Annotated in this window: 12 protein-coding genes; 8 read left to right on the top strand and 4 right to left on the bottom strand. The window is 71.0% G+C overall.

Annotation, left to right across the window (positions count from 1 at the left end; all coding sequences use genetic code 11):
* Nucleotides 1–20: 20 nt before the first annotated feature.
* Nucleotides 21–1136 (bottom strand): adenosine deaminase, encoded by a 1116-nt coding sequence (locus M8I34_RS37390; protein ID WP_374211040.1) that lies wholly within the window; start codon nt 1134–1136, stop codon nt 21–23.
* Between the two features lie 41 nt (nt 1137–1177).
* Nucleotides 1178–1789, bottom strand: a complete 612-nt coding sequence (locus M8I34_RS37395) for an NADAR family protein (RefSeq protein ID WP_250057381.1) — start codon at nt 1787–1789, stop codon at nt 1178–1180.
* 201 nt (nt 1790–1990) lie between these two features.
* Here M8I34_RS37395 and M8I34_RS37400 point away from each other — a divergent pair, with 201 nt between their 5' ends.
* The 6 genes from M8I34_RS37400 (at nt 1991) to M8I34_RS37425 (ending at nt 9291) form a co-directional block, all read left to right on the top strand.
* Nucleotides 1991–3508: a gamma-aminobutyraldehyde dehydrogenase gene (locus M8I34_RS37400; protein ID WP_250057383.1), complete on the top strand. Its 1518-nt coding sequence runs from the start codon at nt 1991–1993 to the stop codon at nt 3506–3508.
* A gap of 105 nt (nt 3509–3613) precedes the next feature.
* Nucleotides 3614–4861, top strand: a complete 1248-nt coding sequence (locus M8I34_RS37405) for a PotD/PotF family extracellular solute-binding protein (RefSeq protein WP_250057385.1) — start codon at nt 3614–3616, stop codon at nt 4859–4861.
* Between the two features lie 59 nt (nt 4862–4920).
* Nucleotides 4921–6084 (top strand): ABC transporter ATP-binding protein, encoded by a 1164-nt coding sequence (locus M8I34_RS37410; protein ID WP_250057387.1) that lies wholly within the window; start codon nt 4921–4923, stop codon nt 6082–6084.
* Nucleotides 6081–7019 (top strand): ABC transporter permease, encoded by a 939-nt coding sequence (locus M8I34_RS37415; protein ID WP_250057389.1) that lies wholly within the window; start codon nt 6081–6083, stop codon nt 7017–7019. Before M8I34_RS37410 ends, M8I34_RS37415 begins: the two co-directional genes overlap by 4 nt.
* Nucleotides 7019–7867 carry an ABC transporter permease gene (locus M8I34_RS37420; RefSeq protein ID WP_030992985.1) on the top strand — a complete coding sequence of 283 codons (849 nt, stop codon included), beginning with the start codon at nt 7019–7021 and terminating at the stop codon, nt 7865–7867. The genes M8I34_RS37415 and M8I34_RS37420 overlap by 1 nt, the downstream gene beginning before the upstream one ends.
* 5 nt (nt 7868–7872) lie before the next feature.
* Nucleotides 7873–9291: an FAD-binding oxidoreductase gene (locus tag M8I34_RS37425; RefSeq protein ID WP_250057391.1), complete on the top strand. Its 1419-nt coding sequence runs from the start codon at nt 7873–7875 to the stop codon at nt 9289–9291.
* Nucleotides 9292–9496: 205 nt separating this feature from the next.
* Here M8I34_RS37425 and M8I34_RS37430 read toward each other — a convergent pair whose 3' ends face one another.
* Nucleotides 9497–10300 carry a phosphatase PAP2 family protein gene (locus tag M8I34_RS37430; protein WP_308372770.1) on the bottom strand — a complete coding sequence of 268 codons (804 nt, stop codon included), beginning with the start codon at nt 10298–10300 and terminating at the stop codon, nt 9497–9499.
* 724 nt (nt 10301–11024) lie between these two features.
* Nucleotides 11025–12374, bottom strand: a complete 1350-nt coding sequence (gene gabT / locus M8I34_RS37435) for a 4-aminobutyrate--2-oxoglutarate transaminase (protein WP_250057395.1) — start codon at nt 12372–12374, stop codon at nt 11025–11027.
* A gap of 280 nt (nt 12375–12654) precedes the next feature.
* On the opposite strand from gabT, the gene M8I34_RS37440 reads away from it, so the two are divergent.
* On the top strand, nt 12655–15147 hold the full coding sequence (locus M8I34_RS37440; RefSeq protein ID WP_250057397.1) for an ATP/GTP-binding protein: 2493 nt from the start codon (nt 12655–12657) through the stop codon (nt 15145–15147).
* Nucleotides 15148–15598: 451 nt separating this feature from the next.
* A complete protein-coding gene (locus tag M8I34_RS37445; RefSeq protein ID WP_250057399.1) occupies nt 15599–17245 on the top strand; it encodes a PucR family transcriptional regulator in 1647 nt (548 codons plus the stop codon).
* Nucleotides 17246–17251 lie beyond the last annotated feature (6 nt).

The raw sequence follows: 17251 nt of genomic DNA on the forward strand, positions 1-17251 counted from the left end.
GATGCGGTGCTGCGTGATGCTCAGTGCCATGACGCCGTGTACGCGTCGATCTCGGCCGACAGGCGGGCCTTGGCCGGCGCGTCCATGAAGGAGGCCTCGACGGCGTTCTTGGCCAGGGCGGCCAGGCCCGTGGCGTCCAGTCCCAACAGCCGGGCGGCGACGCCGTATTCGGTGTTGAGGTCCGTGCCGAACATCGGCGGGTCGTCGCTGTTGATGGTGACCAGCACGCCCGCGTCGACCATCTCCTTGAGGGGGTGCTCCTCCAGGGTGCGCACCGCGCGGGTGGCGATGTTGGAGGTGGGGCAGACCTCCAGCGGGATGCGGTGCTCGGCGAGATGGGCCAGCAGCTTCGGGTCCTGGGTGGCGCTGGTGCCGTGGCCGATGCGCTCGGCGCGGAGCTCGGTGAGCGCGTCCCAGATCGTGCCGGGGCCCGTGGTCTCCCCGGCGTGCGGCACGGAGTGCAGACCGGCGGCGATGGCGCGGTCGAAGTACGGCTTGAACTGCGGGCGGGGGACACCGATCTCGGGGCCGCCGAGCCCGAACGAGACCAGGCCCTCGGGCTGGAGGTCGCACGCGATACGGGCGGTCTCCTCGGCGGCCTCCAGACCCGCCTCACCGGGGATGTCGAAGCACCAGCGCAGCACCACGCCCAGTTCGGACTCCGCCGCCTTGCGGGCGTCCTCGATGGCCTCGACGTACGCGGCGTCGGGGATGCCGCGCCGGGTCGAGCTGAAGGGCGTGAGAGTCAGCTCGGCGTAGCGGATGTTCTGCCGGGCCATGTCCCGGGCGACCTCGTACGTCAGCAGCCGGACGTCCTCGGCGTTGCGGATCAGGTCCACGACGGAGAGGTAGACCTCGATGAAGTGCGCGAAGTCGCGGAAGGAGAAGTAGTCGACGAGCGCTTCGGGGTCGGAGGGAACGGCGGAGTCCGGGTGCCGCGCCGCCAGTTCGGCGACGATGCGCGGTGAGGCCGATCCGACGTGGTGGACGTGCAGTTCCGCCTTGGGCAGGTCCGCGATGAAGGCATCGAGATCGGGCAACGGTTCCTCCTGGTCAAGGGGTGCGCGGGGGTGCGCGGAGGGTCCAGGCCATGCTAAGCGGGCCGGGCGGGGCCGTGGGGGCGAGGGCTGCACAATGGCCGTCGCCGCGGGGGACCCCGGGGGAAGGCGTCGGCCAGCTACGCCTCCGGCCTGGCCCCCTCCCGCAGGGTCTGCCGCGCCGCCATCAGCGCGAAGCCCAGCAGATTCAGGCCCCGCCAGCGTGCCGGGTCCGCGGCCCGCTCGTCCTCGGCGGCGAGACCGATGCCCCATATCCGGTCCAGCGGACTGGCCTCCACCAGCACCCGGGAGTTCGTGCCCAGCAGGAACTCCCGCAGCGCGGGATCCTGGCCGAATTTATGGACACTGCCCTCGACGACCAGACCGAAGCGGTGCCGCTGCCATATCTCCTCGTCGAAGCCGCGGACCCGGCGCCCGGCGTCCTTGGCCTGCCGGGGGTGCCGCGCCGCGATCGCGCGCCGCTCCGCCTCCGCGTCGTCGAACAGCCGGGCCTTGCCGGCCATCATCCAGTGCTCGGCGGTGGCGTACCGGACCCCGTCGACGGTGAAGGGGGAGGGCCACCACTGGCTGAAGCAGCTCGCGCCGAGGCTGCCGTCGGGCCGGGGGCTGTGGCCCCAGAAGTGGACGAACTTGACGCGCTTGCCGGCGGCCGTCGCGCGGCGCAGCTCCTCGGCCGAGCGCGGCCCGTCCGCGGCGCGCTCGCCCTTGATCCCCGTGTTGTCGTGCACCATGCCGGGATTCTGCCAGCGGGCACTGACAACGTGTCGGGGCTCGTACGGGAAGAATCACAGAATTCGTCGCGTAACCAAAAGGCAACAACGGAATCCCTTGTTGCGACCCCTTTCCTCTGTCAAGATCAGCCATCGATTCCGGAAATAGCTACGCCAGGCAGTGCCGCTGAGCGGCCCCGGTGCCCGGCGGAGGAGAGCACCATGGATCACCGATTCGATGTCACCGAGCGATTCGCCGCGGGCGCGCAATTCATCGCAGGCAGTCTCCGGAGCGGCAGTTCCGGACGTACCCAGGCCGTCGTGGACCCGGCGACAGGCGAGACGGTGTACTCCTATGAACTCGCAGGCACGGCGGACGTGGACGCCGCCGTGGAGGCCGCGCAGCGGGCGTTCCGGGAGTGGGGCGGTGCCACACCGGGCGAGCGCTCCGACGCCCTGCATGCCTTTGCCGCCGCGCTCGCCGAGGACGCCGCCGATCTCGCCCATGCCGAATCGCTGAACTGCGGAAAGCCGATCAAGCTCAGCAAGGAGTTCGACGTACCGGGCTCGATCGACAACGCCGCGTTCTTCGCGGGCGCCGCCCGTCATCTGGAGGGCAAGGCGGCCGGGGAATACAGCCCCGACCACACCTCCGTCATCCGCCGCGAGCCCATTGGCGTCGTCGGCTCCATCGCACCGTGGAACTATCCGCTCCAGATGGCCGCCTGGAAGGTGCTGCCGGCCATCGCCGCGGGCAACACCATCGTCCTCAAGCCCGCCGAGATCACCCCCTTCACCTCGCTGCTGTTCGCGCAGGCCGCACAGCGCGCGGGGCTGCCGGACGGGGTCATCAACATCATCTCCGGGGCGGGCAGGGACGCCGGTGAGCACCTGGTGGGCCACCGTTCCGTCGCGATGACCTCCTTCACCGGCTCGACCGGCGTCGGCAAGCGCGTCGCCGAGATCGCCACCGGCACCGTCAAGCGGCTGCACCTCGAACTCGGCGGCAAGGCCCCCTTCGTCGTCTTCGACGACGCGGACCTGGAGGCCGCCGTCCACGGAGCGGTCGCCGGATCGCTGATCAACACCGGCCAGGACTGCACCGCCGCCACCCGCGCCTACGTCCAGCGCCCGCTCTACGACGCCTTCGTCAGCGGCGTCGCCGATCTGATGGCGACCGTACGGCTCGGCGACCCCTTCGACCCGTCCACCGACCTCGGCCCGCTGATCTCGCACACCCAGCGCGACCGGGTGGCCGGGTTCGTGGACCGGGCGCGCGGCTACGCCACCGTCGTCACGGGCGGCGAGGCACCGCAGGGCGAGTTGGCCAAGGGCGCCTACTACCGGCCCACGCTGATCGCCGGGGCCGCGCAGGACAGCGAGATCGTGCAGTCCGAGATCTTCGGTCCGGTGCTGGTGGTGCTGCCCTTCGACAGCGACGACGAGGGCATCGCGCTGGCCAACGACACCCCCTACGGGCTGGCCGCCTCCGCCTGGAGCCGGGACGTCTACCGCACCGGCCGCGCCACCCGCGAGATCAACGCGGGCTGTGTCTGGGTCAACGACCACATCCCGATCATCAGCGAGATGCCGCACGGCGGCGCCAAGGCCTCCGGCTTCGGCAAGGACATGTCGGCGTACTCCTTCGAGGAGTACACCCAGGTCAAGCACGTCATGTACGACAACACCGCGGTGGTGCGCAAGGACTGGCACCGCACGGTCTTCGGGGACCGCCCGTAAGGGACGCCCCCTCGGGCCCGAGCGGCCCCTCGCCCTGCGGCCGGCGCCGCGGGCCTCGTCACCACCGGCCGAGCGCCGGGCTCACCCCCTGAAAGGGCACCGCGCATGGAGCACCACGAGCAGCCCGAACCCCTGTCCTCGGCCGAACTCACCGCCATGCGCCACAGTGCGACCAACGGCCGGCTCGCCATGACCCGCCGCTCCCTGCTGCGTGCGGGCGGCGCCATGGCGGCCACGGTCGGCGGCCTCGGCGCCCTGGGGGCCTGCGGCATCCCGCCCGCGGGCCGTACGGACGCCGGCCGTTCCGACGACCACTCCAAGGCGGAGAAGCGGCTCAGCTTCTCCAACTGGACCGAGTACATGGACGTCAGCGAGGACGGCAAGCACCGTCCGACGCTGGAGCGCTTCACCCGGCGCACCGGTATCGCCGTCAAATACACCGAGGACATCAACGACAACGACGAGTTCTTCGGCAAGATCCAGGCGCAGCTGGCGGCCGGCCAGGACACCGGACGCGATCTGATCGTGCTCACCGACTGGATGTGCGCACGGATGATCTCCCTCGGCTGGATCCAGCAGCTGGACCCGGCCAATCTGCCGCACGCCTACGCCAACCTCTCGGCGCAGTACCGCGATCCCGCCTGGGACCCGGGCCGGGCGCACTCCTACGTCTGGCAGGGCATCCCGGCCCTCATCGCGTACAACAAGAAGGCCACCGGCGGGAAGAAGGTCGACTCCATCAGCCAGCTGCTGGAGGACCCGCAGCTCAAGGGCCGGGTCGGCTTTCTCTCCGAGATGCGCGACAGCATCGGCCTGACCCTGCTGGACATGGGCAAGCGGCCCGAGGACGTGACCGCGGACGACTACGACGCGGCCATCGCCCGGCTCCAGAAGGGCGTCGACTCCCAGCAGATACGCCGCTTCACCGGCAACGACTACACCAACGACCTGGACAAGGGCGACCTGGCCGCCTGTGTGGCCTGGGCCGGCGACATCGTCCAGCTCCAGAACGACAACCCGGACATCGCCTACGCCATCCCCAAGACCGGCTACATGACGTCCACCGACAACCTCATGGTGCCGAACAAGGCGCGCCACAAGCAGAACGCCGAACGGCTCATCGACTACTTCTACGAGCCGAAGGCGGCGGCCCGGCTCGCGGCGTACATCAACTACGCCTGCCCCGTCGACGGTGTGCGCGAGGAACTCGCCAAGATCGACAAGAAGGCGGCGGACAACCCGCTGATCCTGCCGGACAAGGAGATGGCTGCCCGGTCCCACTCCTTCCGTGCCCTGACCGCCAAGGAGAACAAGGAGTTCGCCCAGAAGTTCTCCGACCTCACCGGCGCCTGATCCGCCGCCTCCCGGGCCCGCCCGAGCCGCTTCGCCCTCCGACCCACGGGACGACCGACATGACCCACACCGCGACCCCCCAGAGCAGTGGCGGCGACGTCCGCCTCCAGGGGATAAGCAAAACCTACGGCTCCTTCACCGCCGTCCATCCGCTCGACCTGACCGTCCCCGCGGGCTCCTTCTTCGCGCTGCTGGGCGCCTCGGGCTGCGGCAAGACCACCACCCTGCGCATGATCGCCGGGCTGGAGGAACCCACCACCGGCACCGTCCAGCTGTCCGGCCGGGACGTCACCGCCCTGCCGCCGTACAAGCGCCAGGTCAACACCGTCTTCCAGAACTACGCGCTCTTCCCGCACCTGGACATCTACGAGAACGTCGCCTTCGGGCTGCGCCGCCGCGGCATCAAGTCCGTCAAGAAGCAGGTCGAGGAGATGCTCGACCTCGTCCAGCTCGGGCCGATGGCGCGCCGCAAGCCGCAGCAGCTGTCCGGCGGCCAGCAGCAGCGCGTCGCGGTCGCCCGCGCGCTGATCAATCACCCGCAGGTGCTGCTGCTCGACGAGCCGCTCGGCGCCCTCGACCTCAAGCTGCGCCGCCAGATGCAGCTGGAGCTCAAGCGCATCCAGACCGAGGTCGGCATCACCTTCGTGCATGTCACCCACGACCAGGAGGAGGCCATGACGATGGCCGACACCGTGGCCGTGATGAACGGCGGCCGGGTCGAACAGCTCGGTGCCCCCGCCGACCTCTACGAGAACCCCGCCACCACCTTCGTCGCCAACTTCCTGGGCACCTCCAACCTCATCGAGGCCGAGGTCGTCGAGGCCGGCGGCGAGGAACTGCTCCTCAAGGCCGGCGACGCCAAGCTGCGGCTGCCCGCCGGCCGGTGCAGCGCCACGGCCCGCACCGGCGAGAAGGTGCTCGCCGGAGTCCGGCCCGAGAAGGTGACCCTGGCGCACGCCGACGACGCCGGGTCCCTCGCCGAAGGCCGCAACCGGCTGCCCGCGCGCATCAAGCACGCCGGCTTCATCGGGGTCTCCACGCAGTACGTCCTGGAGGCCCCGGGCCTGGGCGAACTCGCCGTCTACGAGCAGAACATCGAGCGCGACGGGCGCCTGGTCCCCGGCGCCGAGGTCGTGCTGCACTGGAGCCCGGCGCACACCTTCGGGCTGGACGCCGCCCAGGACATCCAGGCCGGCGCGGACCTCGACGAGGAGGCCGCGTGACCGGCACCGCGACACCCGCGCCACCGGACGAGCAGGCCGGGGCCGCGCCCCTGGAGGTGCGCAGGACCCCCGTCCGCAAGCGCCTCGTGCCCTACTGGCTGCTGCTGCCCGGCCTCCTGTGGCTGGTCGTCTTCTTCGCCGCCCCACTCGTCTACCAGGCGTCGACCTCGATCCAGACCGGCTCCCTCGAAGAGGGCTTCAAGGTCACCTGGCACTTCGCCACCTACTGGGACGCGCTGGGCGAATACTGGCCGCAGTTCGTCCGCTCGGTGGGCTTCGCCGCCGTCGCCACCGCGCTCTGCCTGCTCCTGGGCTACCCGCTGGCCTACCTCATCGCCTTCAAGGCCGGCCGCTGGCGCAACCTGGTGATGATCCTGGTCATCGCCCCGTTCTTCACCAGCTTCCTGATCCGTACGCTGGCCTGGAAGACGATCCTGGCCGACGGCGGACCGGTCGTCGGCATCCTGAACTCGCTGCACGTCCTGGACGTCACCAGCTGGCTGGGCCTCACCGAAGGGCAGCGGGTGCTCGCCACCCCGCTCGCGGTGGTCTGCGGACTGACCTACAACTTCCTGCCGTTCATGGTCCTGCCGCTCTACACCTCGCTGGAGCGCATCGACCCGCGCCTCCACGAGGCCGCCGGTGACCTCTACGCCCGCCCGGCCACCACCTTCCGCCGGGTGACCTTCCCGCTGTCCATGCCCGGTGTCGTCGCCGGCACCCTGCTCACCTTCATCCCGGCCGCCGGTGACTACATCAATGCCGAACTGCTGGGCTCCACCGACCAGAAGATGATCGGCAACGTCATCCAGTCGCAGTTCCTGCGGGTGCTGGACTACCCGACCGCCGCCGCCCTCTCCTTCCTCCTCATGGCGGCCATCCTCGCCATGGTCACGATCTACATCCGCAAGTCCGGGACGGAGGACCTGGTCTGATGGCCGTCCACGAGACCACCGACGCCACCGCGGCCCGCACCCCGAACCGGGGCCTGCGCTGGCTGCGCCGCAACATCATCGCGATCGCGGGCCTGTGCACGCTGGGCTACCTGATCCTGCCCAACCTCGTGGTGATGGTCTTCTCCTTCAACAAGCCCAACGGCCGCTTCAACTACCAGTGGCAGCGCTTCTCCACGGACGCCTGGCGCGATCCGTGCGGCGTCGCCGACCTGTGCGGCTCGCTCGGCCTGAGTCTCCAGATCGCGCTCTGGGCCACCATCGGCGCGACCGTCCTCGGCACCATGATCGCGTTCGCGCTGGCCCGCTACCGCTTCCGCGCCCGCGCCGGCGTCAACACCCTGATCTTCCTGCCGATGGCGATGCCCGAGGTCGTCATGGCCGCCTCGCTGGCGACCCTGTTCCTCAACATGGGCATCCAGTTCGGCTTCTGGACGATCCTCATCGCGCACATCATGTTCTGCCTGAGCTTCGTGGTCACCGCCGTCAAGGCGCGGGTGATGAGCATGGACCCGCGGCTGGAGCAGGCCGCCCAGGACCTCTACGCCTCACCCGTCCAGACCTTCCTGCGGGTGACGCTGCCGATCGCCGCCCCCGGCATCGCGGCCGGCGCCCTGCTGTCCTTCGCCCTGTCCTTCGACGACTTCATCATCACCAACTTCAATGCCGGCTCCACCGTGACCTTCCCCATGTTCGTCTGGGGATCGGCGCAGCGGGGCACCCCCGTTCAGATCAATGTCATCGGCACGGCCATGTTCCTGGTCGCCGTGCTGTGTGTAGTGGTGGGCCAGCTGGCCGGAGCCCGCCGTAAGAGGAGCAAGAGGAGCTGAGAACCATGGCACGAGCTGCCATGACCCCGTCCGCCGCGCATGCGCTCGCGGACGCCGAACCCACCCCCTTCTGGCTGACCGACCCAGACCGCCCGGCCGCCAGGCCCGCCCTCGTCGGCGACGAGACCTGCGATCTGCTGGTGGTCGGCGGCGGCTACTCGGGGCTGTGGACCGCGCTGATCGCCAAGGAACGCGACCCCCAGCGCGATGTCGTCCTGATCGAAGGCGCCGAGATCGGCTGGGCGGCCTCCGGCCGCAACGGCGGCTTCTGCGCCTCCTCCCTCACCCACGGCCTCGGAAACGGCCTGGCCCGCTGGCCGGACGAACTGGCCACCCTCGAAGAGCTCGGCATCCGCAACCTCGACGCCATCGAGGAGGCCGTCGCCCGCTACGACATCGACTGCGCCTTCGAGCGCACCGGTGAGATCGACATCGCCACCGAGCCCCACCAGATCGCCGAGCTCAAGGAGTTCGCCGAGGACGCCGCCGGGCTCGGCCTCGACCGGCACACCTTCCTCGACCAGGACGAACTGCGCGCCCAGGTCGACTCGCCGACCTTCCGCGCCGGTCTGTGGGACCGCGACGGCGTCGCCATGCTCAACCCGGCCCGCCTCGCCTGGGGCCTGAAGAAGGCCTGCCTCGGCCTCGGCGTCCGCATCTACGAGCGCACCCGGGCCACCGACCTCGCCTCCGAAGGCCTGGGCATGGCCGTCCGCACGCCCTACGGCCGGGTCTTCGCCCGCCATGTCGCGCTCGGCACCAACGCCTTCCCGTCGCTGGTCAAGCGGGTGCGCCCGTACATCGTCCCGGTCTACGACCACGCCCTGATGACCGAGCCGCTCTCCGACGCACAGCTCGCTGCCATCGGCTGGAAGAACCGCCAGGGCCTCTCGGACTCCAACAACCACTTCCACTACTTCCGCATCACCGCCGACCACCGCATCCTGTGGGGCGGCTACGACATCGTCTACCGCTACGGCGGCGGTATCCGGGCCGAGTTCGACCACCACCCGGCCACGTACGAGAAGCTCGCCCGGCACTTCTTCCGCTGCTTCCCGCAGCTGGAGGGACTGCGCTTCACCCACACCTGGGGCGGCGCCATCGACACCTGCTCCCGCTTCTCGGCGTTCTTCGGCAGCGCGCACGCGGGACGGGTCGCCTATGCCGCCGGCTACACCGGCCTCGGCGTCGGCGCCACCCGCTTCGGCGCCGAAGTGATGCTCGATCTGCTCGCCGGTGAACGCACCGAGCGCACGGAGCTGGAGATGGTCCGCAGCAAGCCGCTGCCGTTCCCGCCGGAGCCACTGCGGTGGGCCGGCATCGGGATCACCCAGTGGTCGATGACCCGGGCCGACACCCGCGGCGGACGCCGCAATCTGTGGCTCAAGGCCATGGACAAGGTGGGCCTGGGCTTCGACAGCTGACGCTCAACGGGGGGCGGGTGAACGGGAGTTGCCTGCCCCCTTGTGCGCCGGTGCGGGTGGACGGAAGTTGCCTGCCCTTTCGTGCGCCAGTGCGGGGGGCGGAAGTTGTCCGCTTCCTCGTGCCGCATGCGGGCGGATGGATGGTGTCCGCCGGACGGAAGTTGCCTGCCGTCTCGTGCCCCGGTGCGGGCCGAGTCGGCCAGGGTCAGGTCCCGCCCGGACCAGCCGCGTCGCCCGCCTCCTGGCGCACCGCCCGGCCCCCGTCCCCGGCCCAGCGGTCGCACACCGCACACCACACCGCGAGCAGCACCCCGGCCAGACACCAGCCGCCGAGGACGTCCAGCGGCCAGTGATAGCCACGGCGCACCAGACCGATACCGACGCCCACGTTGAGCAGGGCGACCGCGACAGGGACCGCAACACTGAGCGCGACCGCGGCCGCCGGGACGCCCCAACGGGCGTCCATGTCCTTGCCGTTGTCATTGCCGATCCGCAGTCGCAGTCGCAGCCGCAGCCGCCTCTGCCCCCGCATCCGGCCGCGGGTCAGCAACAGCGCGGCCACGCCGTACGCCACGGCCGCCGTGGCCCCGTGGCCCGACGGATAGAAGCCGTCGTGCGCACCGCCGGCCATCTGCGGCGGACCCGGCCGGGCCAGCCACAGCTTGAGCGGGACGACCAGCGCGGGCACCGCGGCCAGGGCGAGGCCGGCGGCGAGCGGCGGCAGCCACCAGCGCACCGGAGCCGGGCCACCGGCGGCCTCGGCGCGGCCCTGCTCCCCTTCCCGCTCTCTCAGCCATCGCTGCGACCGCTGCCGTCCCCGCCACCCCGTCCACACCATGACCACCAACAGCACCGGCAGCGCCACGACCGTATTGCCGAGGTCGGCAAAGAACTCGGCGAGCCCGGAGGGGATGCCCCCGGCAACGGCGAGGGTGCGCCCCAGCCGTTCGTCGAGCGTGCGCAGCGGGCCGTGGCCGGCCACCTGCCAGGTGAGCGCGGCGAAGAGCAACGCGCTCAGCAGCGCGGCGGCCGGCGGCGGGAAACGAAGAGAGCCGCGGCCCGACGGGCCTGCGGAGTTCGGGAAAAAGGTCGGCCGCCTCGGAACAGGGGGGGTGGTTCCGAGGCGGCCGCGCTGACCGGTGTTCCGCGCGCCCCGGGGGGTATGGGGCGGGCGGACATCCGATCGGTGAGGATTCCCGGAGCCCCGAGGGGCACCGGTGTTGTGCGCGAGGGCACGGCCTGATCGGAGCCGGGGAAGCGCCGACCGGGCGTCGCCCGCAGTCCCCTGCGAGCGGGGTGTTTCTCTCATCTGCGGAAACCGTACGGCACAGCGAGCGCACCCGACAGTCGCATTACCCGGCCGCCATGGGCCCCGCACATCTTCTTCACGCCATGCCTCCAGTTACGCGCGTCCGCACGGAAATGAGCACAGAAATGGGTACAGAGCGGGTACGCACACGGGCGCGAACAGGGGCACGCCACCGGGCGCGAGCAGAGGGACATCCCTGGGCGCGAGCAAGGGGCGTCCCCGGGCGGGAGCAAGGGGCGTCCCGGGCGAGAACAGGGCGGCGTCCCCACCCGGGGTGGGACTCCCTCCCCGCACGCGGAGGGCCCCTGCCCCCGCAGGGCCCCCTCCCTGCCCCCCCGCCAACGGGCACGGCCCGGGACACGGCCTGAGCCGTGTCCCGGGCCGAGCCGGGGTTCTCCGCGGAGCGCCGTGCGTGCCGTGCCGCTCAGAGCGCGGCGAAGGCGCCTTCGAGGATGTCCAGACCCTCGTTGAGCAGGTCCTCGCCGATGACCAGAGGGGGCAGGAAGCGCAGCACATTGCCGTACGTGCCGGTCGTCAGGACCAGCAGGCCCTCCTGGTGGCAGGCCTTGGCGAGGGCGCCGGTGGCCTCCGGGTTCGGGTCCTTGGAGCCGGACTTGACCAGCTCGATCGCGATCATCGCGCCGCGGCCGCGGACCTCGCCGATGATGTCGTACTTCTCCGCGATCGCGTGCAGACGGGCCTTCATGACCTCGCCGATCCGGCGGGCCTTGGCGTTCAGGTCCTGCTCGCGCATGGTCTCGATCGAGCCCAGCGCCGCGGCGCAGGCCACCGGGTTACCGCCGTAGGTGCCGCCCAGGCCGCCCGCGTGCGCGGCGTCCATGATCTCGGCGCGGCCGGTGACGGCGGCCAGCGGCAGACCGCCGGCGATGCCCTTGGCCGTCGTGATCAGGTCGGGCACGATGCCCTCGTCGTCACACGCGAACCACTGGCCCGTGCGGCAGAAGCCGGACTGGATCTCGTCGGCGACGAAGACGATCCCGTTCTCCTTGGCGAAGTTCGCGATCGCCGGGAGGAAGCCCTTGGCCGGCTCGATGAAGCCGCCCTCACCGAGCACCGGCTCGATGATGATCGCCGCGACGTTCTCCGCGCCGATCTGCTTGGTGATCTGCGAGATGGCCTGGTCCGCGGCCTCCTGCGCACAGTTCTCCGGGCCGGTCAGCCAGCGGTAGGGGTAGGCGACCGGGACGCGGTAGACCTCGGGCGCGAACGGCCCGAAGCCCTGCTTGTACGGCATGTTCTTGGAGGTGAGCGCCATCGTCAGGTTCGTGCGGCCGTGGTAGCCGTGGTCGAAGACGACGACTGCCTGGCGCTTGGTGTGCACACGGGCGATCTTGACGGCGTTCTCGACCGCCTCGGCGCCCGAGTTGAACAGCGCCGACTTCTTCGCGTGGTCGCCCGGCGTCAGCTCGGCCAGCTGCTCACAGACCTCGATGTACGGCTCGTACGGCGCCACCATGGCACAGGTGTGGGTGAAGGCCTCGAGCTGCGCGGTGGCCCGGCGGACGACCGCCTCCGCGCTGTTGCCGACCGAGGTCACCGCGATGCCGGAGCCGAAGTCGATCAGGGAGTTCCCGTCCACGTCCTCCAGGACGCCGCCGCCCGCGCGCTTGACGAAGACGGGCAGCACGGCGCCGACGCCACCGGCCACCGTGGCCTGCTTACGCGCCCACAGCTCCTGCGACTTCGGGCCGGGAATCGCGGTGACGACGCGACGCTCCTGGGGGAGGGACGGGCCTCCGGACAGTTCGGTCATGGCAGTCTCCTGGGGGTGGAACGGGGGGGACGTACAAAGCTGTTGTTCTCGCAGGCTAGGGGCGGCCGGGCAGGTCTGGCATGTTCCGTTCGGGAGAAGTGCGCGTGTTGCCTTGTCCGCACCGGACATAGCGGCGGTCCGCGGCCAGTAGATTGAGCGACGGCGTGCCCGGCAGCGGCGGACACCAGCGCGGGCATGACAATGGCACCGCGGCCGCACCACGCGGCCGCCGGCGTCACGACGCAGCAGGCCACGGCTCAAGGGGGACAAGGGGCACCGGATGGACACCGAGGGCACGCACGACGCACGCAACACCCGCTCCGACCAGGTCCCGCGACCGGCGGCACCCCCGGATGTACCGCCGCGGCCCAGTGCGCCGCCGCACTCCGCGGCGCCCTCCGCCGCCGGCGGGCGGCCCGCGGGGCCCGGCTCGTCCGCGCGAGCCGGCGACGCGCCGCAGTCCCCTTTCATGGCCTGGCTGAGCACTCCGCGTGTCATGGCGGGGCCGGGCATCTGGGCCTTCGGGCACAAACCCAAACCCAAGGACGAACCGCACGAGACCGCGGTGCCGCAGCTCATCGCAGGCGCGGTGATTTCGTTCCTGTGCGCATGGCTCATCTGGTCGCTACTGATGAATGACTACCTCGGCCCCTATTGGAAGTGGCCGCGCGAGGTGATGTTGCCCGATTCATGGAAGACGGGTAATGCCAATGTCGTCTCCTCGTTCGTGTATATGGCTCTCATCCTCGGTGCGATTGTCATCGTCTTCGGCCGGGTGGGGCGATGGCCTGCGCTGTTCCGCCGTCTGCTCGCCCCGCCGGCCAACCGCGTATGGGACAGGCTTCCTTCATGGCTGGCGCCGAAGGATCCCGGCTCGCTCCCCAGTGGGCAGCTGTTCGCGCGTGCGGCCCTGACCTTGGTGCTCGTGTGGTTTCTCTGGCAGTGGTGCATCGACAAGACCACCGATTCGTCCATTCTGATGTTGCAGTTGGAGAATCTGACGCCGGTGTCGGGACAGCAGGAATCGTATTTCTACTACGCCACCAGCTATTCGCTTTTCGACCTCGGTGTGCTGCTGGTTGTCTTCAGCAGGTTCGCATGCCTGTCGGAGCTGCGGCGTCGTTACGGCTCGCCGAGCCGGCGCGGGCCGTCCGGTGCCGGGAAGACGGCGGAGACAGCTGCCCAGGTGCTCGAGGTGGACCAGGCCGAATGGGCGGACCTCCGTGCCTCCGGCGCTCCGGCGGCCGCCGACCGCTTGGCACACGAGGCGCGGTCCGGGCTCATGAACGACGTCGATCATGCACGGATCACCCGGGCCTGGCAGTCCGTACGTGTGCAGCCGAGCCGGCTCCAGGCATTCATCGACAGCGTTCAGACGAGTGGTGCCGCCGCATGTCTGCACCCTTCCGGGGCGCGTGATCTGGCGACGCGCACCGCATGGCATGACCTTCTCACCTCGCAGGTGCGCATCGGCACAGCGTCCGAAGACGTGCGCAACCCGTATGACCGGCGCGGTACGGGATTCGCGCTCGAACCGGACGTGCTGGGGACGTCGCTGCTGGCGGTCGGTCCGCCCGGTGCGGGAAAGACAACTGGGCTGGTACGCCCGCTGGTTGAAGCGCTGTGTCTTCAGGCGCTCGCCGGGCGTGCTGCCGTCGTATCCGTGGGGACGGCTGCCTCGGTGCCCGCGCCGGATGACGCCTTTGATGCCGTGATCAGGATCGGTCACCGCGATGCGGACTGCGACCTGGACCTCTATGGCGGTACGACCGACCCCGACGAGGCGGCCGGAATTCTGGCCGAGGCGCTGGTGGGGGACGTGGCGGCGACGTTGCCCGGCGGAAACGGGCGACGGGCGGCGACCGTGCTGGGGCAGCTGCTGGGCCCGTTTCGGGTGGCGCACGGCCGGTTCCCCGGGGTGCCAGAGCTCCGGGAGTTGCTGGACGGGTCGCGGGAGGCAATGGCGGGGCTGCGCACCGCGCTCGAGGCGGCCGGTGAGAACAGCGCGCTGCGGGAGCTGGACGCACGGGAGCGGCAGGCGGAGCGGTCCGGGGATGTAGGGGTGCTTCTCGCGGACCGGATCGCGCTCCTCGACCGGCCGGCGTTCGCCGGGTTCTTCGACCCGACCGGGAGCTCTCGGCAGGTGTCGCTGCGCTCCCTGGACCACCCGCTGAGGGTGCGGATCGATCTGCCCGAGCGAGGGCATGCGGATGCTTCGCGGATCCTGGCGCGGTTGGTTCTCGCTCAGTTCACGGAGTGCGCGGTGGCGCGGTCGGACCGATCGGTCTTCGCCTGTCTCGTACTTGACGATGCGTCACATGTCATCACGCAGGAGGCATTGCGTGGAGTGCAGCGGCTGCGGTCGGCGAATGCGGGAGCGGTGCTGACGTTGCGGGCGCTGGACGACGTGCCGGAATCGCTGCGCGGTGCGCTGCTCGGTGCGGTCGGCTGCCGGATGGCGTTCGCGGGCGTGACCACCTGGGACGGTGCGCGGTTCGCCGAGGTGTGGGGCAAGGCATGGGTGGAGACGCGGGACGTCACCGACCGGCAGATCGTCTCCGACGAGCCGTTCACCAAGCTGATGCACTCCATCCGGCGGCTGGTCACGGGGAAGAACGTGACCGCGAAGGCCGTCACCGTCCGCACCGTGGAACGCGAACGCTGGTCCGCCTCCGATCTCGCCAACTCCGTCCCGCCCGGTCACGCCGTCCTCTCCGTGACCTCGGTGGCCGGGGAGCATGCGCCGCCGGTGCTGGTGGACCTGCGGTCCTGAGGGCGGTGGCAGGGCGCGGTGGAGCGGCGGCCGAGGCCATCGGGCACCAGGAGCGTCGGGGGTGCCAGGAGATTGCCGAAGCCTGGGGCGTTCTCGGGTGCTCCGGGGCGGGGGTGTGCCGCGTGGCCGTCGCGGATTTGTCCGGTCCGGCGTTCCCCGGGATTCCTCCGCTGAGGCAGAATCGGCACTGGCCGTTCATACGAGGCGGCGCAAACAATCGGTCGTGACCTGTCGTCGATCGGACCTCGATAATCGTCGATCGGTCGTCGACCAGTCACCGATCTGTCACCGATCTGTCATCGACCGGTCGGCGACCGGTCGGCGATTGATCGGCGATTGATCGGCGGTCGGTCAGTGCCCGGTCAGTGCCAGGTCGGTGACAGGTCAGTGATCGGTTGCCGATCGGTCGCCCCCGTCCCTCCCTCGCAGTCGTCGACGTCATGAAGGTTCCATGCCGCACACCCTCGCTTCCCTGGTCAACCACACCGCGCTCAAGCTGACCGTGCTCGCGGGCGAGGAGCGGCTGGACGTTCCGGTGCGCTGGGCGCACGCCAGTGAGCTGATCGATCCGGTGCCGTACATGGAGGGCGGGGAGCTGCTGCTGATCACCGCGCTCAAGCTGGACGCGGAGGATGCGGAGGCGACGCGCAGGTATGTGCGGCGGGTCGCGGAGGCCGGGGTCGTCGGGCTGGGTTTCGCGGTCGGGGTCAATTACGAGGGCGTTCCGGAGGCGCTGGTCGAGGCGGCCAGGGAGCAGGGGCTGCCGCTGCTCGGGGTGCCCCGCAGGACGCCTTTCATCGCGATCAGCAAGGCGGTCTCGGCCGCCGTCGCCGCCGACCAGTACCGCGCGGTGACCGCGGGGTTCGAGGCGCAGCGGGAGCTGACCCGGGCGGCGCTCAGCGCCGAGGGGCCGGCCGAGCTGCTGGCCCGGCTCGCGGCGCATCTGGACGGCTGGGCCGCGCTCTACGACGCGTCGGGCGCGGTGGTGGCCGCCGCTCCCGACTGGGCGGCCCGCCGGGCGGCCCGGCTCACCGACGACGTCGGGCGGCTGCGCGAGCGGCCCGCGCCCGCCAGCTCGGTCGTCAGCGACACGGACGGCGACGACCGGGTCGAGCTTCAGTCGCTGGGCACCGGACGCCGGGCCCGTGGGGTGCTCGCGGTCGGTACCGGGGCGCCGCTCGGCACGGCCGAGCGCTATGCCGTGCACTCCGCGGTCGCGCTGCTCACCCTCACCACCGAACGGTCCCGGGCACTTCAGGACGCCGAGCAGCGGCTGGGCGCGGCGGTGCTGAAGATGCTGCTCGCCGGGGAGCCGGACCATGCCAGGGCGGTGGCGGGCCGGCTCTACGGCGGGCTGCTGGACGCGCCGTTCCGGGTGGTGGTCGCGGAGCCGATGGCCGGTGAGGAGCAGGGGTCCAGGGTGTCCGCGGGCGCCGGGGCCACGGGGGGTCTCGACGGGCTTGCCGACGCGATGGACTCGGCGGCCGCGCGGACCGGTGAGGCGGTGCTCGCCGTGCCGGACGGCGACCGGCTGATCGTGCTGGTCGCGGACGGCGGGGCGGCCGCGGACGCCTGTGCCGCGTACGCCGCCGAGGCCGAGGCCCGGGCCGGAGCGCAGCCGCGTGCGCGCGGCCGGGCGGGACGGGCGGAGGCGGGCCACGGCGAGGGGGTGGCCGTCGGACTCTCGGCGCCGACCGGGCCGACCGCCGCCGCGAACGCCTACCGCCAGGCCGAACAGGCGCTGTCGGTGGCCCGCCGGCGCGGCCGTGCGCTGGTCGAGCACGAGGATGTGGCGGCCGGGTCCGTGCTGCCGCTGCTCGCCGACGACGCCGTCCGCGCCTTCGCCGACGGGCTGCTGCGGGCGCTGCGCGAGCACGACGAGAAGGGCCGCGGCGATCTGGTGGCCTCGCTGCGGGCCTGGCTCGCCCGGCACGGCCAGTGGGACGCGGCCGCCGCCGACCTGGGCGTACACCGCCACACCCTGCGCTACCGGATGCGGCGGGTCGAGGAGATCCTGGGCCGCTCGCTGGACGATGCGGATGTCCGGATGGAGCTGTGGCTGGCACTCAAGGCGACGTCGGGGGCCCCGGGGGAGTAGGGGGAG

The organism is Streptomyces sp. MCA2 (genome assembly GCF_023544705.1).
GTDB classification, from domain to species: domain Bacteria; phylum Actinomycetota; class Actinomycetes; order Streptomycetales; family Streptomycetaceae; genus Streptomyces; species Streptomyces decoyicus.